The following is a 24830-nucleotide window of genomic DNA, read 5'->3' as shown; positions in this document are numbered from 1 at the left end:
GCGCCACCAAAAAAAAAGCGAGAACACTATGCAATGGGAAGTCGTCATCGGTCTTGAGAACCACGTGCAGCTCACGACCGAATCCAAAATTTTCAGCGGTTCGCCGATCAAGTACGGCGCCGATGCCAACACACAGGCCAGCCCTGTCGACCTGGCCCTGCCAGGCGTGCTACCGGTGATGAACAAGCAAGCCGTCGACCGCGCGATCCGCTTCGGCCTGGCCGTGGGCGCCACCGTCGCGCCGCACTCGGTCTTCGCGCGCAAAAACTATTTTTATCCTGACTCGCCCAAGGGCTACCAGATCAGCCAGTTCGAGGACCCCGTCGTCATCGGCGGCGCGCTGACCTTCGGCTATGAAAAGGATGGCGAATTCGTCACCAAGACGGTCAACCTGACGCGCGCCCACCTGGAAGAAGACGCAGGCAAATCCCTGCATGAAGACTATGCGGGCATGAGCGGCATCGACTTGAACCGCGCCGGCACGCCGCTGCTGGAAATCGTCTCGGAACCGGAAATCCGCAGCGCCGCCGAAGCCGTGGCCTACGCCAAGGCCCTGCACTCGCTGGTCATGTGGCTGGGCGTGTGCGACGGCAACATGCAGGAAGGCTCGTTCCGCTGCGACGTCAACGTCTCCGTCCGCCCGGTCGGCCAGAAGGAATTCGGCACGCGCTGCGAGATCAAGAACCTGAACTCCTTCCGCTTCATCGAGGAAGCCGTGCACGTCGAAGTGCGCCGCCAGATCGAATTGATCGAAGACGGTGGCAAGGTCGTGCAGGCGACGCGCTTGTACGATCCGGATCGCAAGGAAACGCGCGAAATGCGCAGCAAGGAGGACGCCCAGGATTACCGCTACTTCCCGGACCCTGACCTGCCGCCGCTGGTCATCTCGCCAGAGTGGATAGCAACGATCAAGGCCTCGATGCCGGAACTGCCAGCCGCCATGCGCGCCCGTTTCATCAGCGAGTACGCGCTGCCGGAATACGATGCGCTGGTGCTGACGCAGTCGAAAGCCATGGCGACCTATTTCGTTGCCGTGGTGGACAAGGCCGGCAAGGAAAACGCCAAGGCCGCCGCCAACTGGCTGATGGGCGACGTAGCGTCGACCCTGAACCGCGAAGGCGTGGACCTGGACGACGCGCCCGTCTCCGCCGCGCAGCTGGCCGCCATGCTCAAGCGCATCGCCGACGGCACGATCTCGAACAAGGCGGCGAAGGAAGTCTTCGCCGGCATGTGGGAAGCCAAATCGAGTGACGAACACCTGGTCGATACCGTCATCGATACCAAGGGCCTGAAGCAGATCTCGGACTCGGGCGCCCTGGAAGCCATCGTCGATGAAGTGCTGGCGGCGAACGCCAAATCGGTGGAGCAGTACCGCGCCGGCAAGGAAGCGGCCATCAACGCGCTGATCGGACAAGCCATGAAGGCATCCAAGGGCAAGGCCAACCCGGCCCAGTTGACGGAACTGCTGAAGGCCAAGCTGGCGGGATAAGCCCCCCGCTTGCCAAGAAGGGATGCTGCGGCATCCCTTTTTTATGCGCCGCATCGGCGCTGGCGCCACCCGCTTGCGGGTATGATCATGGATTATTCCACGCACCTGTGAACCCGCCATGAACAAGATCAAGACCGGCCTGGTCGGCTACGGCTTTGCCGGCTCCACCTTCCACGCTCCCGTGCTGTCTACCATCGATGCCCTGGAACTGGCGGCCGTCGCCTCCAGCAAGCCGGAGCTTGTACACAAGGATTTGCCGAACGCCAGCGTGTATGCGGAAGCGGCGCAGCTGTTTGCCGATGCATCGATCGAGCTGGTCGTCATCGCCGCGCCTAACGAGGCGCATTTCAGCCTGGCGCAAGCGGCCCTGCAGGCGGGCAAGCACGTGGTGGTCGACAAGCCCTTCACCATTTCCAGCGCCGAGGCAGAGAGCCTGATCGCCCTGGCGCAAGAGCGCAAGCTGGTGCTCAGCGTGTACCACAACCGGCGCTGGGATGGCGATTTCCTCACCTTGAAAGCGCTGCTGGCGCAGGGCACGCTGGGGCGTATCGCCAGCGTCGAATCGCATTTCGACCGTTTCCGCCCCGAGATCCGCCAGCGCTGGCGCGAGTCCGGCGCACCGGGCGGCGGCCTGCTGTACGACCTGGGCCCGCACATGCTGGACCAGGCCATGCAGCTATTCGGCATGCCGCGAAAACTGTCTGCCGATATCGCCCTGCAGCGTGATGGCGCGCAGGCTGTAGATTATTTCCACCTTGTGCTGTACTACGACCGCCTGCGCGTGGTGCTGCAAGCCGGCTGCCTGGTGAAAGCGCCGACGGCGCGCTTCGCCGTGCACGGCGACAAGGGTAGTTTCGTGAAGTTTGGTCTCGACCCTCAGGAAGACGCCTTGAAGGCGGGCGGCAGGCCGGGCCAACCCGGCTGGGGCGCGGACCCCGTGCGCGGCGCGCTGCACCTGGGCACGCAGGCGGACGGACATTTTGAACACCTCGAGATGCAGGCGGGCCGCTACCAGGACTTTTACCAGGGCATGGCCGACGCCATCCGCCACGGCGCACCGGCGCCCGTGGCGGCCGAAGATGCGGCGGCGACGATACGCCTGATCGAACTGGCGCTGCAAAGCGCCGCCGAAGGCCGCGTGCTCGCGGTCAGCTGATGCAAGGTCGTTGATCGGGGTCAGTTGATGACGAAGGCCAGCACCACGGCGCCCAGCGCCAGCAGGGCCAGGCCGCAAATGAACAGCAGCTCGCCCCACCATTCATAGCGCAAGCGGGACTGGCCGGGGCGCAACGACATGAACGAGAGCACCGCGCTGACGAGAAAGACGATGGCATCGATGGCGAGCAGCTTGTCGATGGCCACGCGCACCTCGCCGCGCGGCGCCAAGTGCCCGATCGACAGCACCGTCATGCATACGCCGACCATCGTCGCCGACGTGGGCAGTATATGCGTCGACAAGCCCCGCGCCGACAAGCCCCGTTCGGGCGCCTTGCCGTCGCCCGGCATCAAGGCCGGCCCTGGTTCGTTCCCGGCGGCCAGACCAGCTCCACGCGCGCGGACGATCCCGCCTTGACCCGCACCTTGCGTTCCAGAGTCTTGCCGGCCAGGGTGGCGCGCAGGCTGTAGCTGCCTGGCGCCAGTTTCGCCAGCAGGAACGGCCCGCTGGCCGTCGTTTCCAGCGCCAGCGCGCCCTTGGCGTCGCGTATCTCCAGCTTCACGTCGGAGGCAAATTCCGCCTTGCCCGCCGCCTGCACGGAAAACACCAAGCTCAAAGGCCATTGCCGGCTGGCGCTCTTGATGGCAGTCGACTCATCGAGGCCGATGCCGCCGCTCAGGTACTCAACCGCCCCGCTCTTTTGCACGGGCGGCAAGGCGCTATCGGTCTGCGCCTGCGCCGCACTTCCCAGCAACAGCCCGGCGGCCAGCATTGCCGCCGCCAGGCTCAAGGTACTGCGTCTGTCTGGTGCCATTTCACTCTCCTCATGTTGCTTGAATCAAGATAGAAAGCGCAGCTTAAACAGGGCTTAGATCGCCATCAGCGCCGGCGCATGGCCTCGGCGATCTTCTGGTCCGTCTTGTACTGGCTCAGCGCATACACGGCCCAGATCGTCGCTGGCAGCCAGCCGATCAAGGTGATTTGCAGGATCAGGCAAATGATGCCGGCAATGGGGCGACCAATGGTGAAAAAGGTCAGCCACGGAAATATCAGGGCAATCAACAAGCGCATCGTTCGTTCCTTGAGTATTCCCCTGTGCCGCGGGGACCGGGCCGGCATGCGCCGACGGTGAATTCAGTTAAACCGATTATAACGATACTGGCGCCTCAAGGCGCTACGGGTGCCAGCAGTTTCTCCATCCACGCGAGGATTGCGGCGAAGATCACGTCGCGGTTCACTTCATTAAAATTCTCATGGTAATTGGCCGGGTAGTAGTGATAGTCGAGCAGGCCCTCGGGCACGCTGCGCAGCAGGCTTTCCGTGGCGCGGCTGTCGGCCAGCTTGTCGTCGCCCGCCACCACGGCGAACAGGGGGAAGCGCCAATCCGACAAGCCGCCCGCCAGTTCCTTTTGCGCCGACGTCAATGCATGGGCGAAGCGCACCGACGCCGCACTGGCGCGGATGCCGTCGCGCTCGTCCTGGAAATGGCGCGCGGTGATGGTTTGATCGTGCGTCAGCAGCATGGTCAGATTCCCCAGCGGTACCTTCATCGTGGGGTAGCGCCTGGCCAGCCAGCCAGACAGCATCTGCAGCACCTTCGGCACGGGAATCGCATTCACGTAATACGGCGACGAGATGATGAAGCCCCGGATGGCCGGATCGCCCGCGAAACGGCGCAGCCCCAGGTGGGTGGCAATCAGGCCGCCCATGGAATGGCCCATGACGAAAATCGGCAAGCCCGGATACGTCTGCTTGACCCAGGCGAGGAACCGCTCCTCGTCGTCGAGGAAGGCCTCGAACGAAGGTATATCAACCTTGCGCTTGCCATCGTGGCCCACCATGTCGAAGCTGACGGTGGCGATGCCGTGCTGGCGGAAGTACAGCGCTGGCGTGACATAGTCGCCCGCATGCGCCATGCCGCCGTGGATCGCCAGGATCACGGCGCGAGGGTGTTGTGGCTGCCAGATGTGGATGGGCCGCTCGACCTGGTCGCTGCACTGCAGGCTGCCCATCTTGTCTTCTGAAAAACGCATCGCTGCTCCTGTCATACCCTGTCACGCTTTCAGATGATCGATCAACTGGCGCGCATACAGGGGTAATTCACTGAACTGGCGCACGCAGATCGTTAGATTGCGTACCGACCAGGGATCGGATAATTCCAGGCAGCGCAGCGCCATCGTTTGCTGGCAGCGGCTGGCCGCCGCCAGTGGCACCACACTGATGCCCACGCCACTAGCCACCATGCGGCACACGGCATCGAAACTGCGCAAGCGCACGCGCACCTTCAACGGACGGCCCAGACGCGCCGCATGCATGCCAAGGTACTGCTGCATCGCGCTGTCGTCGGCCAGGCCGATGAAATCGTGATCCAGCAGCGTGGAGAACGCGACGACGCCATCCTGTCCGAGCGCGCGGTGATGCACGCCGTCGGCCGCGGCGATGACCACCAGCCGGTCGGGGCGAAATAAAAACGTCTGCAAGCCGCGCATGTCGACCGAATCGGAGACGATGCCCATGTCGGCCAGCCCTTCCGAGACGGCCTTGACGATATCGTAACTGAGGCGCTCTTCCAGGTCGATGGTCAAATTCGGATGGCGGTCGAGGAAAGCGCCCAGCGCCTCGGGCAGGAACTCGCTGAGCGCCGCCGTATTGCACAGCAGCCGCAACTGCCCTTTCAAACCCCGCGCAAATTCACCAAGCTCACCGCGCATTTTCTCCATTTGCAGCAGCACCAGGCGCGCGTGATGCAGCAAAGTCTGGCCCACGGGGGTCGGTTCCACGCCGCGCCGCCCGCGCAGCAGCAGGGGCATGCCCAGCATCTCTTCCATGCCGCGCACGCGCGCACTGCTTGAGGCCAGCGCCAGATGACTGCGCGCGGCGCCCGCCGTCAGGCTGCCCGCTTCCACCACGTTGACAAACAGCTGCAAATCGACCAGATCAAAGCGCATGGCAGCTCCCCTTTTCGCCATCTTATCAGCCTTCGGCTATCACTTAGGCTGACTCAACATAATCCACCTTGGCGAAAGTCGCGGGCAAGCGCAGAATCCACACAAAATTACTGCGGAATAAAAAAATGGAGACGTCATTCCTGCTGGCCGTCGGCGCCAGCTTCCTCATCGCTGGCTTCGTCAAGGGCGTAGTCGGACTGGGCTTGCCGACGGTGGCCATGGGCACGCTCAGCCTTGTCATGCCACCCGTGCAGGCGGCGGCCCTGCTGATCGTGCCATCGATGGTGACGAATGTCTGGCAGCTGGCGGCCGGCCCCGGCCTGCGCACCCTGCTCCTGCTGCGGCGTTTGTGGCCCATGCTGGCGGCAATCATGGCGGGCACCCTGGCGGGAGGCGCCCTGCTGCAGAGCGACAGCGGCACCGGGGCCGTCGTCGCGCTGGGCGTGGCGCTGATGCTGTACGCGCTGGCGGGACTATTCTCGCTGCAGCTGCGCGTGCCGGCACGGCACGAAGCCTGGCTGGGGCCCGTAGCGGGCGCCGTGACGGGGTTGGTGACGGCGGCCACGGGCGTCTTCGTCATCCCCGCCGTGCCGTATCTGCAGGGACTGGGCCTGGCGCGCGATGCGCTGGTGCAGGCGCTGGGCCTGGCGTTTACCGCATCGACCGTGGCGCTGGCGGCCAGCCTGGCCTTGCACGGTGACTTCAGTCTCGGCGCGGCCGGCGCTTCCGCGTATGCGCTGCTGCCGGCGCTGGCCGGCATGCTGGCCGGTCAATGGTTGCGCGGACGCATCGCGCAGCCAGTGTTTAAGCGATGCTTTTTTGTCGGCCTGTTCGCACTGGGCCTGCATGCGGCACTCAAGCCATGGCTGGCATGATGCACATCGATTGGCAGGGGGACAGCGCGCTGTGCGCGTGGATCGACGGCCAGCAAGTGGCCATTCTCGACATCAGCAAGTGCGCGAACGGGGTGACGGTGAACATGCTGTTCGTGAAACCGCCGTTCCGGCGGCGCGGCATCGGCGGCGCGCTGCTGCGGCGGCTATTGCAATGCCACCCGCAAGCCGGCGCCGCCTGCAGCGACCCGCGGCTGCGGGCGCTGCTGGAAAGTAGCGCGACTTAAAGTGCTCAGGGCAAGGCGCGGTGCGGCAACGCGCTGCAACGCCGCCATGGGCGCTTTAAATGCCGTAGCGGGTGCGGTACGCGGAAACAGCCTCTTTATGTTTCAGCAGTTCCGGATCGGCGCCAGCGCCGTTCAGGTAGCCGAACAAATCGTCCAGGTTGCCGATCGAGATGACGGGAATGCCATACTGTTTCGACACTTCCTGCACCGCCGAACTTGGCGACAGCTGGCCGTCCGGGCCAGAACGCTCCATGCGGTCCAGTGCAATCAACACGGCGCATGGCTCGGCGCCCGCGGCGCGGATCATGTCCACCGATTCGCGCACCGAGGTGCCCGCCGAGATCACATCGTCAATGATGACGACTTTGCCATGCAGCTTGGCGCCGACGATGGTGCCGCCTTCGCCATGGTCCTTGGCTTCCTTGCGGTTGAAGGCGAACGAGGTGTTGCGGCCCTTGCCTGCCAGCGCCACGGCGGTGGCCGACGCCAGGGTGATGCCCTTGTAGGCGGGGCCAAACAGCATGTCGAATTCGACGCCCGAGTCGAGCAGGGTCTGCGCGTAGAACTGCGCCAGCTCGGCCAGCGTGGCGCCGTCATGGAACAGGCCAGCATTGAAGAAGTATGGCGATGATCGCCCGGCCTTGGTGGTGAACTCGCCAAACCGCAAGACTCCCTTGGATACTGAAAACGCGATAAACTGCTGGCGTAAATTATTCACATTAGCCTCATTTTTTAAAAGTGCCTGTATTTTAATCCGCGCGCAGCGGCGAGACAATCGCCATGCCGCGCCCGCCGGCCCCGTCCAGCGCCCTTTTCACTCTCACTCTATGCCAAAAATTATCTCCGCCAACCTGAACGGCATCCGTTCCGCCGCCAAAAAAGGCTTTTTCAACTGGATGGGCACGCAAACGGCCGATTTCATCTGCGTGCAGGAATTGAAGGCGCAGTTGCCCGACATGACGCCCGAATTCCTCAACCCGCACGGCTACCATGGCCACTTTCACTATGCCGAGAAAAAAGGGTATTCGGGAACGGGCGTGTACAGCAAGGTCGAGCCGGACGCCGTGCATATCGGTTTCGGCAGCCCCGAATTCGATGCCGAAGGCCGCTACGTGCGCTGTGATTTTGGCAAGCTGTCCGTCATTTCCGTGTACTGCCCGTCCGGTTCGTCCGGCCCGGAACGCCAGGAAGCCAAGTTCCGCTTCATGGAGCTGTTCCTGCCGCACCTGCTGGAATTGAAGGCGTTAGGGCGCGAAGTGATCATCTGCGGCGACTGGAATATCGCCCACCATGAAATCGACCTGAAAAACTGGAAGGGCAACAAGAAAAATTCCGGCTTCCTGCCGGAAGAGCGCGCATGGCTGACGCGCGTCTTCGACGAAGTGGGCTTTGTCGACGTGCACCGCGGCCTGGACAAGCGCGAAGACCAGTACACCTGGTGGAGCAACCGGGGCCAGGCCTACGCGAAGAACGTGGGCTGGCGCATCGACTACCATGTCGCCACGCCCGGCATCGCAGCCCAGGCGCATACGGTCAACGTCTACAAGGACGAGCGTTTTTCCGACCACGCGCCCTTGATCATCGATTACACCATCAAGGCGTAAGCTCCGCTACAGGCTGCGCCGGCTTTCAAAGTGGCGCGGCTCGCCGCTCAAAGGGTCCGTGAAATCGATCGCCCGCGCCAGCAGCTGCAGCGGGTGCGACATGTCGTCTTCCTTGCACGGCAGGGCCAGCGGATAAAACGCATCGTTGACAATGGGGATGCCGAGTGACGCCAGATGCACGCGCAGCTGGTGCTTGCGCCCCGTGTGCGGCTGCAGCCGGTACAGGTTTACCTCGCCGCGCTCTTCGATGATGTCGATGACGGTTTCCGAATTCGGCGCCCCCGCTTCCTCGCGCATGAGAAAAAACTGCGCGCCTTCGACCATGCGGCTGCGGTAGGTAAATGGAAAATCGCGGCCATCGAGGCGCGGCGCCAGCGCCTCATACGTCTTGCGTACTTCACGGCGCTGGAACAGCGACTGGTAGGCGCCACGGCTGGCTACCTGGCGCGAAAAAATCACCACGCCGGCCGTCTCGCGGTCAAGGCGGTGGATAGGCGTCAGGTCGGCGCTATCGAGCTGCTTCTTCAGGCGCGTCAGCAGGGTCTCTTGCACGAAGCGCCCGGCCGGCGTCATGGGCAGAAAATGCGGCTTGTCGACCACCACCAGGTATTCATCCTGAAACAGGATCTCTTCCTGGAAGGGGATCGGCGTTTCGCACTCCAGCTCGCGGTAGTAAAAAATGCGCATGCCGCGCCGGTATGCGCTGTCCGGTCCCAGCACGGCGCCGTCGCCGTTGACCACTTCACCGCGCGCCATGCGGTCTTGCCACTGCGCGGCGCTGATCTGCGGATAACGTTCGAGCAGAAACGACAGCATGTCCGGCCACTGCCCCTCCGGCAGCCACAGATAGCTGGGCGCGACGCCGTCGCGCAGGGGCAGCGGCGCAGGGCCGCTACGGGAAGACATCCTAGCGCTGCGCGATGGCGTTGCTGCGGTAGGGCGGCAAGGCATCCACGCTGACGCCCTTGCTGCGCGCGTACAGCGGCAGCACTTGTGCCATATGGCTGTTCATCTGCGAGATGCGGTCCTTGCCCGATGGGTGCGTCGAGAGGAATTCCGGCGGCGCGCCCGCGCTCACCGCTGCCATCTTCTGCCACAGGATGACGCCGGCGCGCGGATCGAAACCGGCGCGCGCGGCCAGGTCCATGCCGATCAAGTCCGCTTCGCGTTCATCGTCGCGCGAAAATTTCAGCATCACGCCCTTGGCTGCCATGTTAGTGGCGGTGCTGGTCAGGTTCGGATCGACACCGAGCCAAGCCGACAGGCCGGCGCCGGCCAGCTTGGCGCCAACGGCGGCCAGGTTGCCCTTGCCTGCCTGCGCCTGCGAGTGTTCGCGCAAGGCGTGCGAAATTTCATGCCCCATGACGACGGCCACTTCATCGTCGGTCAGGTTCAGCTTGGTGATAATGCCGCTGTAAAAAGCGATCTGCCCACCCGGCATGCAAAAAGCGTTGACCTCGTCCGAGTTGAGCAGGTTGATCTGCCAGTTCCAGTTGGCCGCCGCCTCGTTCCAGCGCGTGGCGAACGGGATGATGCGTTGGGCGATGGCGCGCAGGCGCTTGACCTGCGGATCGCTGTCCGGCACCAGCGCATTTTTTTCCTTCGCTTCGTTGACCAGCTGCGTATATTGCTGCTTCGATTGTGCATTGAAATCGGCACCGCCGGCAAAGATGCGCGTGGTCGACAAAGGGCGCACCTTGATGCCATCCTGTATCGTCGCCTGCTGGGCGAAGACTGACATCGGCGCGAGCGCGGTGGCTGCGCACAGGCTGGCCAGGACGGTGTAACGTTTAAGGGATATTGGTGCCATTGGCAGACCTCCATGGAGCGATTTTAGGCAGCATCATCATGGCCGGAAAGGCCAGGAAGAAGCAAACGATGAAAAACGAGAACCAGCCCAGCTCGGCGACCAGGAAACCCACCGAGGCGTTGATCAGAGTGCGCGGCACGGCACTCAGGCTGGAAAACAGTGCATATTGCGTCGCCGTGTAGCGCGGGTCCGTGGTGCGCGACAGGAACGCGACAAAGGCGGCCGCACCCAGGCCCAGGCTGGCGAAGGCTTCAAAACCGATCACGGCGCTCAATAGCATGGTGTTCGGTCCCACCTGCGCCAGCCAGGCAAAGCCGAGAATCGCGATGGCCTGCAGCGCGCCGAACACCCACAGGCCCCGGTTGATGCCCAGCTTGAGCATCCATATGCCGCCCACCACGCCGCCGGCCAGGCTGGCCCAGAAACCCGTGGTATTGGCGGCCAGGCCGATCTGCGTCATGCTAAAACCCAGGTCGAGATAAAACTTCGTCGCCAGCGCCGTGGCCATGCTGTCACCGATTTTGTAGAGTAATACGAAAGCGAGGATCCACATTGCGTTACGCCAACCATCGCGCGCGATGAATTCCTGGAACGGTAAGATGATCGCTTCGCGCATGGTCTTCGGCGGCGAGCCATACACGGTCGGCTCCCTGATCAGCAAGGTGCAGACCAAGCCCGGCAACATGAAGGCAGCCGTGATCCAGAAGACGGGCTGCCATGGCATGCGGTCGGCCAGGATCAGCGACAGCGCACCCGGCACCATGCCCGCCACCTTATACGCGTTGACGATGACGGCGGCGCCCAGTCCCTGCTCGTTATCGGCAAGGATTTCGCGCCGGTAGGCGTCGATGACGATGTCCTGGCTGGCCGACAGGAAGGCGACGCCGCCGGCGGCGGCTGCGATCAGGCCGATCTGCGTCAGCGGGTCGAGCATGCCCATGCCGCCGATGGCAAAAAACAGTGCCACTTGCGTCAGCGCCATCCAGCCGCGCCGGCGTCCCAGTCCCAGGACGCGGTAGCGGTCCATCAGGGGCGCCCACAGGAATTTCCAGATATACGGAAACTGCACCAGGGCGAACAGCCCCAACGCTTTCACATTCAAGCCCGACTTGGCCAGCCAAGCCTGCAACAAATACAACAGGATGAACAGCGGCAGGCCGGAACTGAAGCCCAGCACCAGCACGGCCAGCATGCGGCCATTGGCATAGGAACGCCATCCCGGCGCCGGGCTTGTCGTCATCAATGCACCGCTTTTTTACGCAGGCGGAAGACGGCCAGGTCGCCGCGCAGGTTCGGCAGCACGGAGACCATCTTGCCTTCGGCCAGGGCCACGCATTCGATCACTTCCAGGCCGCATTCCTCGGCCAGCTCGCGGAAGTCGTTGATGGTTGCGCAGCGCACGTTGGGCGTGTCGTACCACTGGTACGGCAGCGATTTCGACACGGGCATGCGCCCTTTCAGCAATGCCACCCGGTGCGGCCAGTAGGCGAAGTTGGGGAATGAGACGATGGCCTCGGCGCCCACACGCACGATGTCGCGCAGCAGCGGCTCGACCTGCTTCATCATCTGCAGCGACGACAGGCACAGCACCGTATCGAAACTGTTGTCGCCAAAGATGGCCAGGCCTTTTTCCATGTCTTGCTGGATCACGTTCACGCCGCGCAGGGTGCTGGCCAGCACCTTGTCGTCGGCGATCTCGATGCCATAGCCGCTGCATTCCTTGTCGCTTTGCAGGTACTGCAGCATCACGCCTTCGCCGCAGCCCACGTCGAGCACATGCGCGTTATTCGGCACCCAGTGGGCGATGAAGGCCAAGTCGGGGCGCAGCGCGCTCAATTCGTCAAAAGTCATGCGGTCTCCTTCGCGCCATGGCGGACGGCGGTGTGCTGTGCAGAAGCGGGCAAGCCCGCCCCGATGTCGTTCCATACCTGGCCATAATAGGCGCGCACCATATTCATGTAACGCGGGTCTTCCAGCAGGAAGGCGTCGTGGCCGTGCGGCGCGTCGATTTCCGCATAGGTCACCTGGCGGCGGTTGCACACCAGCGCCTCGACGATTTCGCGGCTGCGCTCGGGCGAGAAGCGCCAGTCTGTGGAAAACGAGGCGAGGAAGAATTTAGCCTTGGTGCCCGACAGGGCCTTGGCCAGGTCGCCGCCATGCGCGCGCGCCGGGTCGAAGTAGTCGAGCGCCTTGGTAATGAGCAGATAGGTGTTCGCGTCAAAGTACTCGGAAAACTTGTCGCCCTGGTAGCGCAAATATGATTCGATCTCGAAATCGATGCCGAAGCCGAATTTGTAATCGCCCGTCTGCGCCGCGTCGCGCAGCTTGCGGCCGAATTTCTCGGCCATGTCATCGTTCGACAGATACGTGATGTGGCCCACCATGCGCGCCACGCGCAAGCCGTTCTTCGGTACCACGCCATGCGCATAAAAATCGCCGCCCCGGTAATCGGGGTCGGACAGGATGGCCTGGCGCGCCACGTCATTGAAGGCGATATTTTGCGCCGACAGTTTGGCCGTCGAGGCGATCACCACGCAGTGACGCAGCCGCTCGGGGAACATGATGCTCCACGCCAACGCCTGCATGCCGCCCAGGGAGCCGCCCATCACGGCGGCGAACTGGCGAATGCCCAGTTCATCGGCCAGGCGCGCCTGCGCGCTGACCCAGTCTTCCACCGTGACGACGGGGAAAGAAGCGCCATACGGCTTGCCGGTGGCGGGATTGATGTGCATGGGGCCCGTCGAGCCGAAGCAGGAGCCAAGGTTGTTGACGCCGATGACGAAGAATTTGTCCGTGTCGAGCGGCTTGCCGGGACCGACCATATTGTCCCACCAGCCCGTGCTCTTTGGCTCGTCGGCATACACGCCGGCCACGTGATGCGAGGCATTCAAGGCGTGGCAGACCAGCACCGCGTTCGATTTGTCGGCGTTCAGGGTGCCGTAGGTTTCATACATCAACATATAGTCCCGCAGCGATGCTCCGCTTTGCAGCTGCAGGGGTTGCGCAAAATACATGGTTTGCGGCGAAACAATTCCAATGGATGACATGTGTGTCGGTTTATAAAGGGGGTGGCCCCGCGGGCCATGGTCGATGCAGCACCGCGATGATAGGTTCTGCAACTTTAACACCAGGAGACATCTTGCCGCGCGCGATGTCTTCTGGTGCTGATAACGCGACAGTTTACATGAGCTGCAACTGTTGTACGGCTTCCGCGATCACATTTGGTTCCATGGAACGCATAATTTTGCGCATTTGTGGTGCGATCAGGCCCAGGTCGCTGTTGAGGATCTCTTGCTTGACCGCCAACAACTGGGCCGGATGCATGGAAAACTCGCGCAGTCCCATGCCCAGCAGCAGACGCGTGAGCTTTACGTCGCCCGCCATTTCGCCGCAGACGGCCACGTCGATGCCCGCCTTGTGGCCGGCGGTAATCGTCATGGAGATCAGTTGCAGTACGGCCGGGTGCAGCGGATTGTACAAATGCGCCACCTCGTAGTCGACGCGGTCGATGGCCAGGGTGTACTGGATCAGGTCATTCGTGCCGATCGACAGGAAATCCATGCGCTTGACGAACATGGGCAGGGCCAGCGCCGCAGCAGGAATCTCGATCATGGCGCCCACTTCGACGGCGTCGTCGAACTTGACGCCCTCCTCGCGCAGGCTGGCCTTGGCCTGCTCTATCATGGCCAGCGACTGGTCGATCTCGAAGGCATGCGCCAGCATCGGGATCAGAATGCGCACCTTGCCGAAAGCCGAGGCACGCAGAATCGCGCGCAGCTGCGTCAGGAATAGCTGCGGCTCGGCCAGGCAGTAACGGATGGCGCGCAAGCCCAGGGCGGGATTCAAGGCCGTATGGTCGGACTGGTCGAGCGGCTTGTCGGCGCCGATGTCGAGCGTGCGGATGGTCACCACGCGCCCTTTCATCGACTGCACCGTGTTGCGGTAAGCCTCGAATTGCTCGTCCTCGGTAGGAATCTTGTGGGCGCGGCCCATGAACAGGAATTCGGAGCGGAACAGGCCCACGCCGCTGGCGCCCGATTCCAGCGCAAACGCGCAATCTTCGGGCAATTCGATATTGGCCAGCAGGGTAACGGGGGTGCCGCATCGGGTGACGGCCGGCGTCTTTTTCAGCTTGCCCAGCTTCTTGCGCGCGCGCTGCATGGCCACTTGGCGCTCGCGGTACTGCTCCAGCACCAGCGCGCTGGGGTTGGCGATGACGACGCCAGCGTCGCCGTCGATGATCAGCCAGTCGTCCTGCTCGATCAGCATCGACGCCTGCGACATGCCGACGGCGGCCGGGATATCCAGGCTGCGCGCGACGATGGCCGTGTGAGAGTTCTGTCCGCCCACGTCGGTAATGAAGCCGATGAAGGAACGGTCGCGGAACTGCAGCATGTCGGCCGGCGAAATATCGTGAGCGACAACGATCATCTGCGCCAGCAATTCATCTTCGGCGGCCGCCTTGGGCAGCAGCTGTTCGGTGCCCAGCAAGACCTTCAGCACGCGTTCGGCCACTTGCTGGATATCGGCCTTGCGCTCGCGCAGATACGGGTCTTCGATTTCGTCGAACTGCGCCGACAATTCATCGATTTGCGTCAGCAGCGCCCATTCGGCGTTGTAGTGGCGCGAACGAATGATGTCGAGCGGCGCTTCGGCGATCAGCGGGTCCGACAGGATCAGCGCATGCACGTCGATGAACGCACCCAGCTCGGTGGGCGCATCTTTCGGCAGCTCGTTCCACAGGGTTTGCAGCTCTTTGTGGACCGCGGCGATGGCGTTTTGCAAGCGCTGGACTTCGGCTTCGATCTGCTCCTGGGCGACCAGGTAATGTTTGACGTCAAGGGCGGCCGGCGCCAGCAGATGCGCGCGGCCAATGGCGATGCCGCGGGAGACCGGGATGCCGTGGAGCGTGAAAGATGCCATGGGGTGACCTGTCGAAATACGGCTGCGGCTGCGTTCGGCGAGCATTACTCGCCTTCGCCAAACCTGTCATTAATCAGGGCGGTGAGCGCATCGACACATGCCTGCTCATCATCGCCCTCGGCTTCCAGGGTCACTTTCGCGCCCTTGCCGGCGGCCAGCATCATTACGCCCATGATGGACTTGGCGTTAATGCGGCGCGCGTTGCGGGTCAGCCAGACATCGCTCTTGAACTTGGCGGCGAGCTGGGTAAATTTGGCGGAGGCGCGTGCGTGCAGTCCCAGCTTGTTGATGATTTCGAGTTCTCTTTGAATCATTTTTGTATGGTCTCTATCCCTGAATGCACTACGCTGATGACAATCTTGGCCTATAAAACCCGCCGCCTTCAGGGCGGCGGCCATGCACTTCCTTATTCGCCCACACGAATGCGGTTATCGACGCGCACGGCGCCGCTTTGCGCACCGGCCAGCGCCATCTCCACCACCACGTCAAGCGTATCGCGGCGATACGTGATGGCGCGCAGCAGCATCGGCAGGCTGATGCCGGCGATGACTTCCACCCGGCCCGCATCGGCCAGCTTGTTGCAGCAGTTCGACGGCGTGCCGCCCTTCACGTCGGTAATCACCAACACGCCGGAGCCTTCGTCAAGGCGGCAGATGGCGTCCGACGCCAGCTTCTGCACTTCCGCCAGGTCCTGGTCGGCGACGACATCGATGGCTTCAAAACGTTCCGTTGGCCCCCGAAACACATGCGCGCAGGCGGCGATGAACGCCTGTCCCAACGGTGCGTGTGTCATAAGCAAAATCCCTACCATAGTCATTTCACCTTCTGGCGCTGCTGCGCTTGCGCAACGCCATGCTCGACGGCGTCGACAAACATGGCAGCCACGTCAAACCCCGTCTGCTGCATGATTTCCTGGAAGCAGGTCGGGCTGGTGACATTGACTTCCGTCAGATAGTCGCCGATCACGTCCAATCCTACCAGCATCAGACCACGCGCGGCCAGGATCGGGCCCAGTTTTTCAGCGATTTCCAGGTCGCGCACCGTCAAGGGCTGCGCCACGCCCGTGCCGCCGGCGGCCAAGTTGCCGCGTACTTCGCCCGCCTGCGGGATGCGTGCCAGCGCAAACGGCACCGGCTTGCCGCCGATGACGAGGATGCGCTTGTCGCCCTTGTCGATGTCGGGGATAAAACGCTGCGCCATGATGGTTTGCGCGCCATTCTCGCTCAAGGTCTCAATGATGGCGCCCAGATTCAGGCCATCGGCCTTGACGCGGAAGATGCCTGTGCCGCCCATGCCGTCGAGCGGCTTGAAGATGACGTCCTGGTGCTTGGCGTGGAAGGCGCGCAGGCGCGCTTCGTTCGACGTCACCAGGGTGGGCGAGGTGAATTCGGAAAACTGGGCAATGGCCAGCTTTTCATTGTTGTCGCGGATGGCGGACGATTTGTTGAAGACGCAGGCGCCCTGCTTTTCCGCCAGCTCCAGCAAATACGTGCCATACACGTATTCCATGTCGAACGGCGGGTCCTTGCGCTCGATGATGGCGTCCAGTGATGACAGGCGTACTTCCTCGGTGGATATCACCTTGTACCAGTCGTGCTCGTCGCCGGTCAGCTCGATGTGCTGTACCAGTGCCGTGACGATGCCCTCTTCCAACGCCATGTCCTTCTGCTCGAAGGCGTAGACGGTGTGACCGCGTTTTGCCGCCTCGCGCATCATGGCGAAGGTGGAATCTTTGTAAGTCTTGAAGCCTGCCAGCGGGTCGGCAAGGAATGCAATTTTCATGGTGCGTCCAATCGGGGAGCCTGGATAAGGAATGCTTGATTCTAGCCGAGATCGCCAGGCACAGTAGTCACCGCGCCCGGCACGCTGCATGGATGGATCAATACACCTCGGGATTCGGGTCCGTGCGCTCCATTTCCAGCGACGCGGCCAGCAAGGCCAGGCGCGCCACTACGCCATATACATAGAAGCGGTTCGGCGCGGCAGTGCCCGGCTTGGCCTTCAAGTCCGGCACGGCATGCTGCTGGGCAAACGCCAGCGGCACGTACTGCGAGCCGGGCGCGTTCAGATTCTGATCCACGCCACGCTCTGCGTGCACACGATAGAAGCCGCCCACCACATAGCGGTCGATCATGTAGACGACAGGTTCGGCTACCGCATCCTTGATGCTTTCAAAGGTAGGCACGCCTTCCTGGATGATCACGTCGGTGACGACCTTGCCATCCTTGACGATGGACATCTTGTCGCGCTGCTTGCGCGACAGGTCGCGCACTTCGCTGGCGTCGCGCACTGTCATGATGCCCGTGCCATACGTGCCCGCATCGGGCTTGACGATGACGAAGGGCTTTTCCTTGATGCCGTATTCCTTGTATTTCTTGCGGATCTTGGCCAGCAACACGTCGACGCTGGCGGCCAGCGCATCTTCGCCCTCGCCTTCCTGGAAGTTCACATCGCTGCACTTGGCGTGGAAGGGGTTGAGCATCCATGGATCGACATCGATCATCTTGCCGAATTTTTTCACCACTTCATCGTAGGCCGCGTAGTGGTTGCTCTTGCGGCGCAAGGCCCAGCCCGCGTGCAGAGGCGGCAGCAAGCTTTGTTCATGAATATTTTGCAAGATATCGGGGATACCGTCCGACAAGTCGTTGTTCAGCAAGATCGTGCATGGATCGAAATCCTTCAAGCCCAGGCGGCGGCCGTTGTTCAGGCGCACGAGGGGCTCGATGACGAGCATGTTGCCATCTGGCAACGCCAACGGTGTCGGCTGGGTGATCTCGGGCGACCACGAGCCCAGGCGTACGTGCAGCCCCGTCTGGCGGAAGATCTGCATCAATCGCGCCACATTTTGCAGGTATTGCGGCGTGGTGTTGTGCAATTCCGGCACCATCAGCAGGTTGCGGGCGTCCGGACAATACTTGTCGATGGCGGCCATGGCCGCCTGCACGGACAAGGGCAGCATTTCCGTGGCCAGGTTATGAAAACCGCCAGGGAACAAATTGGTATCGACGGGCGCCAGTTTGTAACCCGCATTGCGCAAGTCTACCGAGCAATAGAAGGGCGGCGTGTGCTCTTGCCACTCCATGCGAAACCAGCGCTCAATGGCCGGCGTCGCGGCCAGAATCTTTTTTTCGAGGTCGAGCAGCGGTCCGGTCAGGGCCGTGACGAGATGGGGAACCATAGTTACATCCTTAAATTATGTGCAGTATTCAAAAAAGCACACAGAACTGCCGACTATATTACCGTGTAAGTACCCCAAATCGGGGCAAAAGCCTTGTTTTAAAGACCTTTTCCATTCCCACAACGAAAAAAAGGCACCTCAATGAGGCGCCTCTTCAAGCCAGGCATGCCGCGCCTGGGCGCTGGCATGCCAGATAATGATCATTTAACCATGATATGCCTGCTCGCCATGGCTGGTGATATCGAGGCCTTCGCGCTCTTCTTCTTCCGGTACGCGCAGGCCGATGACGATGTCGACCAGTTTATAGGCGATGACGGAGACCACGGCCGACCAGATGATGGTGGTGCCGACCGCTTGCGTCTGCACCCATACCTGGTGTCCGATGGAGTATGGGTCAGCCGACATCTTGTTGGTGACATAGTCGAAGATGCCTTGACCGCCCAGTTGTGGTGCAGCAAAGACACCCGTCAGCAAAGCACCGAGGATGCCGCCCACGCCATGCACGCCGAACACGTCGAGCGAATCATCGGCGCCGATCAGGCGTTTCAGGCCATTCACGCCCCACAGGCAGACGACACCGGCCAACAAGCCGATGACCAGGCCACCCATCGGACCGACAAAGCCGGCCGCCGGGGTGATTGCCACCAGGCCGGCAACGGCGCCCGATGCGCCACCGAGCATGGATGGCTTGCCTTTGCTGATCCACTCGCCGAATACCCACGACAGGGTGGCGGCAGCGGTGGCCAGCAGCGTGTTGACAAAGGCCAGGGCAGCCACGTCGCCCGCTTCCAGCGAGGAACCGGCATTGAAACCGAACCAGCCCACCCACAACAGGGAAGCGCCGATCATGGTCATCGTCAGCGAGTGCGGCGCCATCGATTCGCGGCCGTAGCCGACACGCTTGCCGATCATGATCGCGCCCACCAGGCCGGCGACGGCGGCATTGATGTGCACCACGGTGCCGCCGGCAAAGTCCAGCGCGCCTTTTTGCCAGATCCAGCCCGCTTTAAGCGCTTCGCTGGCCGAGGTGGTGGCATTGGTGATCAGGTCAGGCCCCGTCCAGAACCAGACCATGTGGGCCGCTGGCAGGTAGGCGAAGGTGAACCACAGCACGACGAAGGCCAGCACGGCGGCAAACTTGGCGCGCTCGGCAAAGGCGCCGACAATCAGTGCGCACGTGATGGCGGCAAAGGTGCCCTGGAAAGCGACAAACACGAACTCGGGAATGACGACGCCCTTGCTGAAGGTGGCGGCGGCGGCAAACGTACCCTTGGCCGGGTCCCAGATGCCGTTCAGGAACAGGCGGTCGAAGCCACCGAAGAAGGCGGTTTTTTCCGTGAAGGCGATCGAGTAGCCGTAGATGCACCACAGTACGATGACCAGCGCGAACACCATGAACACTTGCATCAGCACCGACAGCATGTTCTTCGAGCGCACCAGGCCGCCGTAGAACAGGGCCAGGCCGGGGATGGTCATCAAGATCACCAGCAAGGTGCTGATCATCATGAAACTGGTGTCGCCCTTGTTGGCGACGGGCGCGGCGGCTGGCACGGCAGCGGCCGGGGCCGGAGCGGCAGCAGCCGGTGCTGCGGCGTCAGGAACAGGCGTGACGGCGGGGGTGGCGACGGCAGTGGTCGTAGCCGCTTCCGTCTTGGCGGGCGCATCGGCAAAGCTCGGCGTGGCAACGCCAAACGCACACAGGCAGGCTATCCCGGCGAGCAATTTTGTTATATTTTTATGCATCAATATTCCCCTTAGAGCGCTTCGTTGCCGGTTTCACCGGTACGGATGCGGATAACCTGTTCCAGGTTGTACACGAAAATCTTGCCATCGCCGATTTTACCGGTACGCGCGGCACCTTCGATCGCTTCGATGGCCTGGTCGACAATGGCGTCATCGACGGCCGCTTCAATCTTGGTCTTTGGCAAGAAATCGACGACATACTCAGCGCCACGGTACAGTTCCGTGTGACCTTTCTGGCGGCCGAAACCTTTCACTTCGGTGACGGTAATGCCTTGCACATTGATAGCCGACAAAGCTTCGCGTACTTCGTCCAGTTTGAACGGTTTAATGATTGCAGTAATCATTTTCATGGCAGTCTCGCTTAAAAGGTTTTGGACACGGTCAGCACGAGACCGGATTTCGCCAGATTCTTGCCATTCGGTGCCAGTGATACGATATTGGCCTTGACGGCAGCCAGGGAAACGGTCGCCACGCCAAAGTCCTTGGTCACGCCGATCTTGACATCGTTATAGCTGAGGGAATCGTTGTGCTCGACTTTCTGGCGGCCCACATGCACGTTCATGATATAGCCGTCAATCAGGTCGAAGTTGCCGCCCACGTCAAGATAGCCGCTATTCTTGCTGTCGGCGACGCCGAACAGATTGGTGGTCGAATGCGAGTACTTGATATACAACGGGCCGTAGCCGAGCTGGCCGTACAGCTCGAAGGTGTTGGCATTGGTGCTCAGTCCATTCGAAGGATAGAAATAGTACAGACCGCCCACGTCATAGGTAAAATCCTTGCTGATCTCGCCACGCTTGCCGCCGTAGATATCCCATTCGAGATTGGTATCGCCGCCGCCGTCCTTGATCCATTTGATGCTCGACAGCCAGGTGCCCACATACAGGCCCGTTGGGTTATGGGTATAGTCGGCACCACCGCTGATGGCCGGTTTCAAGCGGCTTTGCGAGATGCCGCGGTAACGGTAGTCGCTGGTCAGCGCCACGTTGTAGCTCACCACGTTATCAGGTACGGCTTCGGCTGCAGCAGGCACCGCCAATGCATCCTGGGCCATGACGCTACCGCACAAGGCGGTCATGGCCAGCGTCAACGCAGCTACTAAAGTCATGTTCTTGGACAGATTCTTCATGGCGATTCCCTTTTATTGAACTTTTAAAGCGGTTGAGGTTTAAAATCTTGGCTGGAGATCACAAAGCGTTCATCATTTCTTTAGCAGAATACGTGCCAGCTCGCTTGCCACCTTGACAGGTGCATTTCCGTCCACACATACCCTGCACACCGCCAGGAATGCGGATACGGACTGCTGAAGCACAATGAACCGCCCAGTTTCGCACCAGATTAACGCCGCTGTGCACCGCAATGGTGCGATGCACAGGCCGCACCATAAAAGGACTGACCATGGACATGAATACCTTCTTTAACGACTTGCAAGGCAAGATCCATCAAGCCATCGAAAACTCGCCGGCCAAGGATATCGAGAAAAATGTGAAATCGATGATGACCCAGGGCTTCGCCCGCCTCGATCTCGTCACGCGCGAGGAATTCGATATCCAGGCGCAAGTGCTGGCCAAGACCCGCGCCAAACTGGACGCACTGGAATTACGCCTGATCGAACTGGAAACGCGCCTGAACGAGTCCAAGGCGTAAGGTGCGGCCGGCAAGGCCCCGTTATTGACGGCCTTGCTGGCATACATCAAGCCTGATGGCGTTGCAAGCGCTAGACTGATCTTGCCCGCGCCCGCGCCACAGGGGAGTCTGATGAGTCTGGCCGTCCTGAAAAGCCGCGCCCTGGCCGGCATGGAGGCGCCCGAGGTAAGTGTCGAAGTTCACCTTGCCAATGGCTTGCCGTCCTTTACCATTGTCGGCCTGCCGGATACGGAAGTGAAGGAATCGCGCGACCGCGTTCGGGCCGCGTTGCAAAACTGCGGCTTTGACATGCCGGCGCGGCGCATCACGGCCAATCTGGCGCCGGCAGACTTGCCCAAGGAATCAGGCCGCTTCGACTTGCCGATTGCGCTGGGCATCCTGGCCGCCTCCGGCCAGTTGCCGGGCGACCAACTGCAGCACTACGAATTTGCAGGCGAACTGTCGCTTTCGGGCCAGTTGCGCCCCATCCGCGGCGCCCTGGCCATGACCTTTGCCATGCAGCGCAGTCAATCGGGCGCGCCACGCGCCTTCATCCTGCCGCAAGCGAACGCGGACGAAGCGGCGCTGGTCAGCGATGCCTGCATCTATCCCGCCCACAGCCTGCTTGAGGTCTGCGCGCATTTTGCCGCGCCCGCCAGCCAGAACGCGCTGCAGCGCCATCAACCCCTACTGGCAGCGCACGCTTTTGCGTATCCCGACTTTGCCGATGTGCAGGGGCAGTTGCAAGCGCGACGCGCACTGGAAGTGGCGGCCGCGGGCGGCCATAACATCTTGATGGTGGGACCGCCGGGCGCGGGCAAGACCATGTTGGCCAGCCGCTTCCCCGGCGTGCTGCCCCCCATGAGCGATGAAGAGGCACTGGAATCGGCCGCCGTTCATTCGCTGGGCGGCCACTTCAAAGTGGAACACTGGAAACGTCGTCCCTATCGTGCCCCGCACCAGACGGCGTCCGGCGTGGCCCTGGTGGGCGGCGGCAACCTGCCGCGCCCGGGAGAAATCTCACTGGCCCACTGCGGCGTGCTGTTTCTCGATGAAATCGCCGAATTCCAGCGCCGGGTGCTCGATGTGCTGCGCCAACCCATGGAATCGGGCGTCATCAGCATTTCGCGCGCGGCCCGCCAGGCCGAATTTCCTGCCCGCTTTCAATTGATCGCCGCCATGAATCCCTGCCCGTGCGGCTATCTGGGCCACGCTTCTGGCCGTTGCCGCTGCACGCCCGACGCCGTGCTGCGCTATCACAGTCGCCTGTCCGGCCCGCTGCTCGACCGTATCGACCTGCAAATTGAAGTTGCCGCCATGCCGCCGGCGGCGCTGGGGCGACATGCAGGCGCCGGCGAAAGTACGCAAGCCATCGCCTCCCGGGTCGCCGCAGCCTTTGCCTTGCAGCTGGCACGCCAGGGAAAATCAAACCAGCGCCTGAGCAACATGGAAATTGAACAGCATTGTCGCCTGGAGCCACATGGCGAACTGTTGTTGCATGGCGCCATGACGCGTCTGCACTGGTCGGCCCGCACTTACCACCGGGTTCTGCGCGTGGCGCGCAGCATTGCGGATCTGGCGGACAGCTCCGCCATCACGCCGCCGCATGTCGCCGAAGCGATCCAGTACCGGCGCGTACTGCGCGAGATATAAGGCGGCCAGTGACCGCCACACGTGCGCGATTGCGCGTGACTGGCGGCGCTGCTACCATCTGCTGATGAAAAAAACATCACTTGCCCTCTTCCTGGCCGCGCTCGCGACAGCTTGCACGCTCTCCGCCTGCAGTCCAAAATTCGACTGGCGCGACTATCGCAGCCCCGACGCCCAGTTCACGGCCCTGTTTCCAGGCAAGCCGGCCGTGCTGACACGCGAAATCGATCTGGATGGCAAGAAAGTCAGCCTGACCATGACAGCCAGCGAGGTTGATGGCAATACCTTCGCCATCGGCAGCGCCGTACTCGACAGCCCAGAACAGGCGCAAGCGGCCCTGCCCGCCATGCAGACTGCCCTGTTGAAAAATATCAATGGCGTCGTGCGCAGCGAAAAACTGGCCTCGGCTGACAGCAGCACAGCGGCCGGCAGCCATCAACGCAGTTCGCTGAGCGTCGAAGCGACTGGCACACAGCAAGGCAAACCCGTCTTGCTGGTCGGGCGTTTTGTGGCGCAGGACAAACGCATCTTCCAGGTCATCATTCTCGGTGAAGAAAGCAAGCTGTCACGTGACACCATCGATACTTTCATGGATTCAGTCAAACTGGATTAAAACTTAATGATCGCTTAAACGGGTGTTTTCACGGTCAGCATGCCCTTGTAAATACGTGTGTTGTCCAACAATTGACAGTATCCAGCTTGCAAATATGCAATCCGGGTAATCGGACGGCCTGTGCGACACCCAAGTCGTGATATTGTTTCGACACTAATGACAAGTTTCAGAAAGCGCTTATGTTGATCTCATTCAAATCCAAATCTTCCCCTGAAGTGCTGATGTACCAGGAACATGCCCAGCGTATCCTCGACATCCTGCACAAGAACCCCACGCGCGGCGTCATCACGCCAGCGGAAGCAGGCGATGCCCTGGCCTTGCTGGAAAAAGAAGTCACGGAAAGTAAATTACATCCGGAAAATGACATCGAACACGATGCGCATACGCCGGAAACTCTGGAAGATGGCGAAACAGGCACCCATGCGCGCGCGCAGAAAGTGCATTTTTCGCAGCGCGCCTACCCACTGATGGAAATGCTGCGCGCGGCCAAGGCGGAAGGTGAAAGCATCACCTGGGGCATCTAGTCCGATGAATGCTGCAGACGAAAAAAAACCCCGCACACGCGGGGTTTTTTTATATAACAAGCCTGACGATAACCTACTTTCACACTGGTTGCAGCACTATCATCGGCGCAGAGTTGTTTCACGGTCCTGTTCGGGATGGGAAGGTGTGGGACCAACTTGCTATGGTCATCAGGCATAACTTTTTCAACAGCCTGCTCCCAACGGGGCAGCAAACCATCTGATCTGAGGAGGCGAATTATATAGGAATTTGCCTGAAGATGGGACTAAAAATGGTGCTTTTATAATGAATAAACCAGCAGACGAAAAAAAACCCCACCATTGCTGGCGGGGTTTTTCTCTACTACGAATAACAAGCCTGACGATAACCTACTTTCACACTGGTTGCAGCACTATCATCGGCGCAAAGTTGTTTCACGGTCCTGTTCGGGATGGGAAGGGGTGGGACC

The 24830-nt window shown here is 61.5% G+C and carries 28 protein-coding genes and 2 rRNA genes; 9 read left to right on the top strand and 21 right to left on the bottom strand.

Going from position 1 to position 24830, the window contains the following annotated elements; translation table 11 throughout:
* Window positions 1-28 precede the first annotated feature (28 nt).
* A complete protein-coding gene (gene gatB, locus ACP7DE_RS24850) occupies window positions 29-1489 on the top strand; it encodes an Asp-tRNA(Asn)/Glu-tRNA(Gln) amidotransferase subunit GatB (protein WP_426074604.1) in 1461 nt (486 codons plus the stop codon).
* A 118-nt stretch (window positions 1490-1607) separates the two neighbouring features.
* Window positions 1608-2645, top strand: a complete 1038-nt coding sequence (locus ACP7DE_RS24845; RefSeq protein WP_426074603.1) for an oxidoreductase — start codon at window positions 1608-1610, stop codon at window positions 2643-2645.
* A gap of 20 nt (window positions 2646-2665) precedes the next feature.
* On the opposite strand, the gene ACP7DE_RS24840 is transcribed toward ACP7DE_RS24845, so the two are convergent.
* From ACP7DE_RS24840 to ACP7DE_RS24820, 5 genes are all read right to left on the bottom strand, one after another.
* A complete protein-coding gene (locus ACP7DE_RS24840) occupies window positions 2666-2995 on the bottom strand; it encodes a hypothetical protein (RefSeq protein WP_426074676.1) in 330 nt (109 codons plus the stop codon).
* The gene (locus ACP7DE_RS24835; protein WP_426074602.1) at window positions 2995-3459 is read right to left on the bottom strand and encodes a carboxypeptidase regulatory-like domain-containing protein; all 465 of its coding nucleotides are present in this window, start codon (window positions 3457-3459) and stop codon (window positions 2995-2997) included. Before ACP7DE_RS24835 ends, ACP7DE_RS24840 begins: the two co-directional genes overlap by 1 nt.
* Window positions 3460-3524: 65 nt before the next feature.
* Window positions 3525-3716, bottom strand: a complete 192-nt coding sequence (locus ACP7DE_RS24830) for a YqaE/Pmp3 family membrane protein (protein WP_152253502.1) — start codon at window positions 3714-3716, stop codon at window positions 3525-3527.
* Window positions 3717-3811: 95 nt separating this feature from the next.
* Entirely contained in the window at window positions 3812-4678 is an 867-nt protein-coding gene (locus tag ACP7DE_RS24825) for an alpha/beta fold hydrolase (RefSeq protein WP_426074601.1), read from the bottom strand.
* A 21-nt stretch (window positions 4679-4699) separates the two neighbouring features.
* A complete protein-coding gene (locus ACP7DE_RS24820) occupies window positions 4700-5593 on the bottom strand; it encodes a LysR substrate-binding domain-containing protein (protein ID WP_070222806.1) in 894 nt (297 codons plus the stop codon).
* A 125-nt stretch (window positions 5594-5718) separates the two neighbouring features.
* Here ACP7DE_RS24820 and ACP7DE_RS24815 point away from each other — a divergent pair, with 125 nt between their 5' ends.
* Together ACP7DE_RS24815 and ACP7DE_RS24810 are read left to right on the top strand one after the other, a co-directional pair.
* Window positions 5719-6468, top strand: a complete 750-nt coding sequence (locus tag ACP7DE_RS24815; RefSeq protein WP_426074600.1) for a sulfite exporter TauE/SafE family protein — start codon at window positions 5719-5721, stop codon at window positions 6466-6468.
* Entirely contained in the window at window positions 6465-6713 is a 249-nt protein-coding gene (locus ACP7DE_RS24810; RefSeq protein WP_426074599.1) for a GNAT family N-acetyltransferase, read from the top strand. Before ACP7DE_RS24815 ends, ACP7DE_RS24810 begins: the two co-directional genes overlap by 4 nt.
* Before the next feature lie 55 nt (window positions 6714-6768).
* On the opposite strand, the gene pyrE is transcribed toward ACP7DE_RS24810, so the two are convergent.
* Entirely contained in the window at window positions 6769-7431 is a 663-nt protein-coding gene (gene pyrE, locus ACP7DE_RS24805; RefSeq protein ID WP_071325453.1) for an orotate phosphoribosyltransferase, read from the bottom strand.
* Window positions 7432-7540: 109 nt separating this feature from the next.
* On the opposite strand from pyrE, the gene ACP7DE_RS24800 reads away from it, so the two are divergent.
* A complete protein-coding gene (locus ACP7DE_RS24800; protein ID WP_426074598.1) occupies window positions 7541-8317 on the top strand; it encodes an exodeoxyribonuclease III in 777 nt (258 codons plus the stop codon).
* Window positions 8318-8323: 6 nt separating this feature from the next.
* Here the strand turns inward: ACP7DE_RS24800 and ACP7DE_RS24795 are convergent, their stop codons facing one another.
* The 13 genes from ACP7DE_RS24795 to ACP7DE_RS24735 all read right to left on the bottom strand — a co-directional run bounded on the left by ACP7DE_RS24795 (window position 8324) and on the right by ACP7DE_RS24735 (window position 21100).
* Window positions 8324-9223 (bottom strand): pseudouridine synthase, encoded by a 900-nt coding sequence (locus ACP7DE_RS24795; RefSeq protein WP_426074597.1) that lies wholly within the window; start codon window positions 9221-9223, stop codon window positions 8324-8326.
* Between the two features lies 1 nt (window position 9224).
* Window positions 9225-10127 carry a M48 family metallopeptidase gene (locus tag ACP7DE_RS24790; RefSeq protein WP_426074596.1) on the bottom strand — a complete coding sequence of 301 codons (903 nt, stop codon included), beginning with the start codon at window positions 10125-10127 and terminating at the stop codon, window positions 9225-9227.
* Window positions 10108-11367, bottom strand: coding sequence for an AmpG family muropeptide MFS transporter (locus ACP7DE_RS24785; RefSeq protein ID WP_426074595.1), 1260 nt, complete (start codon window positions 11365-11367; stop codon window positions 10108-10110). Before ACP7DE_RS24785 ends, ACP7DE_RS24790 begins: the two co-directional genes overlap by 20 nt.
* Window positions 11367-11978, bottom strand: a complete 612-nt coding sequence (gene metW, locus ACP7DE_RS24780) for a methionine biosynthesis protein MetW (RefSeq protein WP_070222822.1) — start codon at window positions 11976-11978, stop codon at window positions 11367-11369. The genes ACP7DE_RS24785 and metW overlap by 1 nt, the downstream gene beginning before the upstream one ends.
* Entirely contained in the window at window positions 11975-13174 is a 1200-nt protein-coding gene (gene metX, locus ACP7DE_RS24775; protein ID WP_426074594.1) for a homoserine O-succinyltransferase MetX, read from the bottom strand. Before metX ends, metW begins: the two co-directional genes overlap by 4 nt.
* A 133-nt stretch (window positions 13175-13307) precedes the next feature.
* On the bottom strand, window positions 13308-15050 hold the full coding sequence (gene ptsP, locus ACP7DE_RS24770) for a phosphoenolpyruvate--protein phosphotransferase (protein ID WP_426074593.1): 1743 nt from the start codon (window positions 15048-15050) through the stop codon (window positions 13308-13310).
* Window positions 15051-15094: 44 nt separating this feature from the next.
* Window positions 15095-15364 (bottom strand): HPr family phosphocarrier protein, encoded by a 270-nt coding sequence (locus ACP7DE_RS24765; RefSeq protein WP_034749416.1) that lies wholly within the window; start codon window positions 15362-15364, stop codon window positions 15095-15097.
* Window positions 15365-15456: 92 nt separating this feature from the next.
* On the bottom strand, window positions 15457-15861 hold the full coding sequence (locus ACP7DE_RS24760) for a PTS sugar transporter subunit IIA (protein WP_426074675.1): 405 nt from the start codon (window positions 15859-15861) through the stop codon (window positions 15457-15459).
* Between the two features lie 2 nt (window positions 15862-15863).
* Window positions 15864-16832 carry a glutathione synthase gene (gene gshB, locus ACP7DE_RS24755; protein WP_426074592.1) on the bottom strand — a complete coding sequence of 323 codons (969 nt, stop codon included), beginning with the start codon at window positions 16830-16832 and terminating at the stop codon, window positions 15864-15866.
* Window positions 16833-16929: 97 nt separating this feature from the next.
* Window positions 16930-18228 carry a glutamate--cysteine ligase gene (gene gshA, locus ACP7DE_RS24750; protein ID WP_426074591.1) on the bottom strand — a complete coding sequence of 433 codons (1299 nt, stop codon included), beginning with the start codon at window positions 18226-18228 and terminating at the stop codon, window positions 16930-16932.
* 204 nt (window positions 18229-18432) lie between these two features.
* Window positions 18433-19971 carry an ammonium transporter gene (locus ACP7DE_RS24745; RefSeq protein ID WP_426074590.1) on the bottom strand — a complete coding sequence of 513 codons (1539 nt, stop codon included), beginning with the start codon at window positions 19969-19971 and terminating at the stop codon, window positions 18433-18435.
* Window positions 19972-19982: 11 nt separating this feature from the next.
* Complete coding sequence (locus tag ACP7DE_RS24740) at window positions 19983-20321, bottom strand: P-II family nitrogen regulator (protein WP_010393464.1); 339 nt, start codon at window positions 20319-20321, stop codon at window positions 19983-19985.
* 11 nt (window positions 20322-20332) lie between these two features.
* Window positions 20333-21100: a TorF family putative porin gene (locus ACP7DE_RS24735; protein ID WP_426074589.1), complete on the bottom strand. Its 768-nt coding sequence runs from the start codon at window positions 21098-21100 to the stop codon at window positions 20333-20335.
* Window positions 21101-21369: 269 nt separating this feature from the next.
* On the opposite strand from ACP7DE_RS24735, the gene ACP7DE_RS24730 reads away from it, so the two are divergent.
* The 4 genes from ACP7DE_RS24730 to ACP7DE_RS24715 all read left to right on the top strand — a co-directional run bounded on the left by ACP7DE_RS24730 (window position 21370) and on the right by ACP7DE_RS24715 (window position 24384).
* Entirely contained in the window at window positions 21370-21618 is a 249-nt protein-coding gene (locus ACP7DE_RS24730; protein ID WP_046683506.1) for an accessory factor UbiK family protein, read from the top strand.
* 111 nt (window positions 21619-21729) lie between these two features.
* On the top strand, window positions 21730-23250 hold the full coding sequence (locus ACP7DE_RS24725; protein WP_426074588.1) for a YifB family Mg chelatase-like AAA ATPase: 1521 nt from the start codon (window positions 21730-21732) through the stop codon (window positions 23248-23250).
* 64 nt (window positions 23251-23314) lie between these two features.
* Window positions 23315-23860 carry a hypothetical protein gene (locus tag ACP7DE_RS24720; protein WP_426074587.1) on the top strand — a complete coding sequence of 182 codons (546 nt, stop codon included), beginning with the start codon at window positions 23315-23317 and terminating at the stop codon, window positions 23858-23860.
* Window positions 23861-24039: 179 nt separating this feature from the next.
* A complete protein-coding gene (locus ACP7DE_RS24715) occupies window positions 24040-24384 on the top strand; it encodes a DUF1840 domain-containing protein (RefSeq protein ID WP_426074586.1) in 345 nt (114 codons plus the stop codon).
* A 60-nt stretch (window positions 24385-24444) separates the two neighbouring features.
* On the opposite strand, the gene rrf (ACP7DE_RS24710) is transcribed toward ACP7DE_RS24715, so the two are convergent.
* Window positions 24445-24557, bottom strand: a 5S ribosomal RNA gene (rrf, locus tag ACP7DE_RS24710).
* A gap of 180 nt (window positions 24558-24737) precedes the next feature.
* A 5S ribosomal RNA gene (gene rrf, locus ACP7DE_RS24705) occupies window positions 24738-24830 on the bottom strand; the annotation flags it as partial.

It is taken from the genome of Janthinobacterium sp. DSP2-3-3 (genome assembly GCF_049897325.1).
Classification (GTDB): Bacteria; Pseudomonadota; Gammaproteobacteria; order Burkholderiales; family Burkholderiaceae_D; genus Janthinobacterium.
The sequence above is the reverse complement of the archived record's forward strand: the minus strand, read 5'-3'. Positions and strand labels throughout refer to the sequence as shown.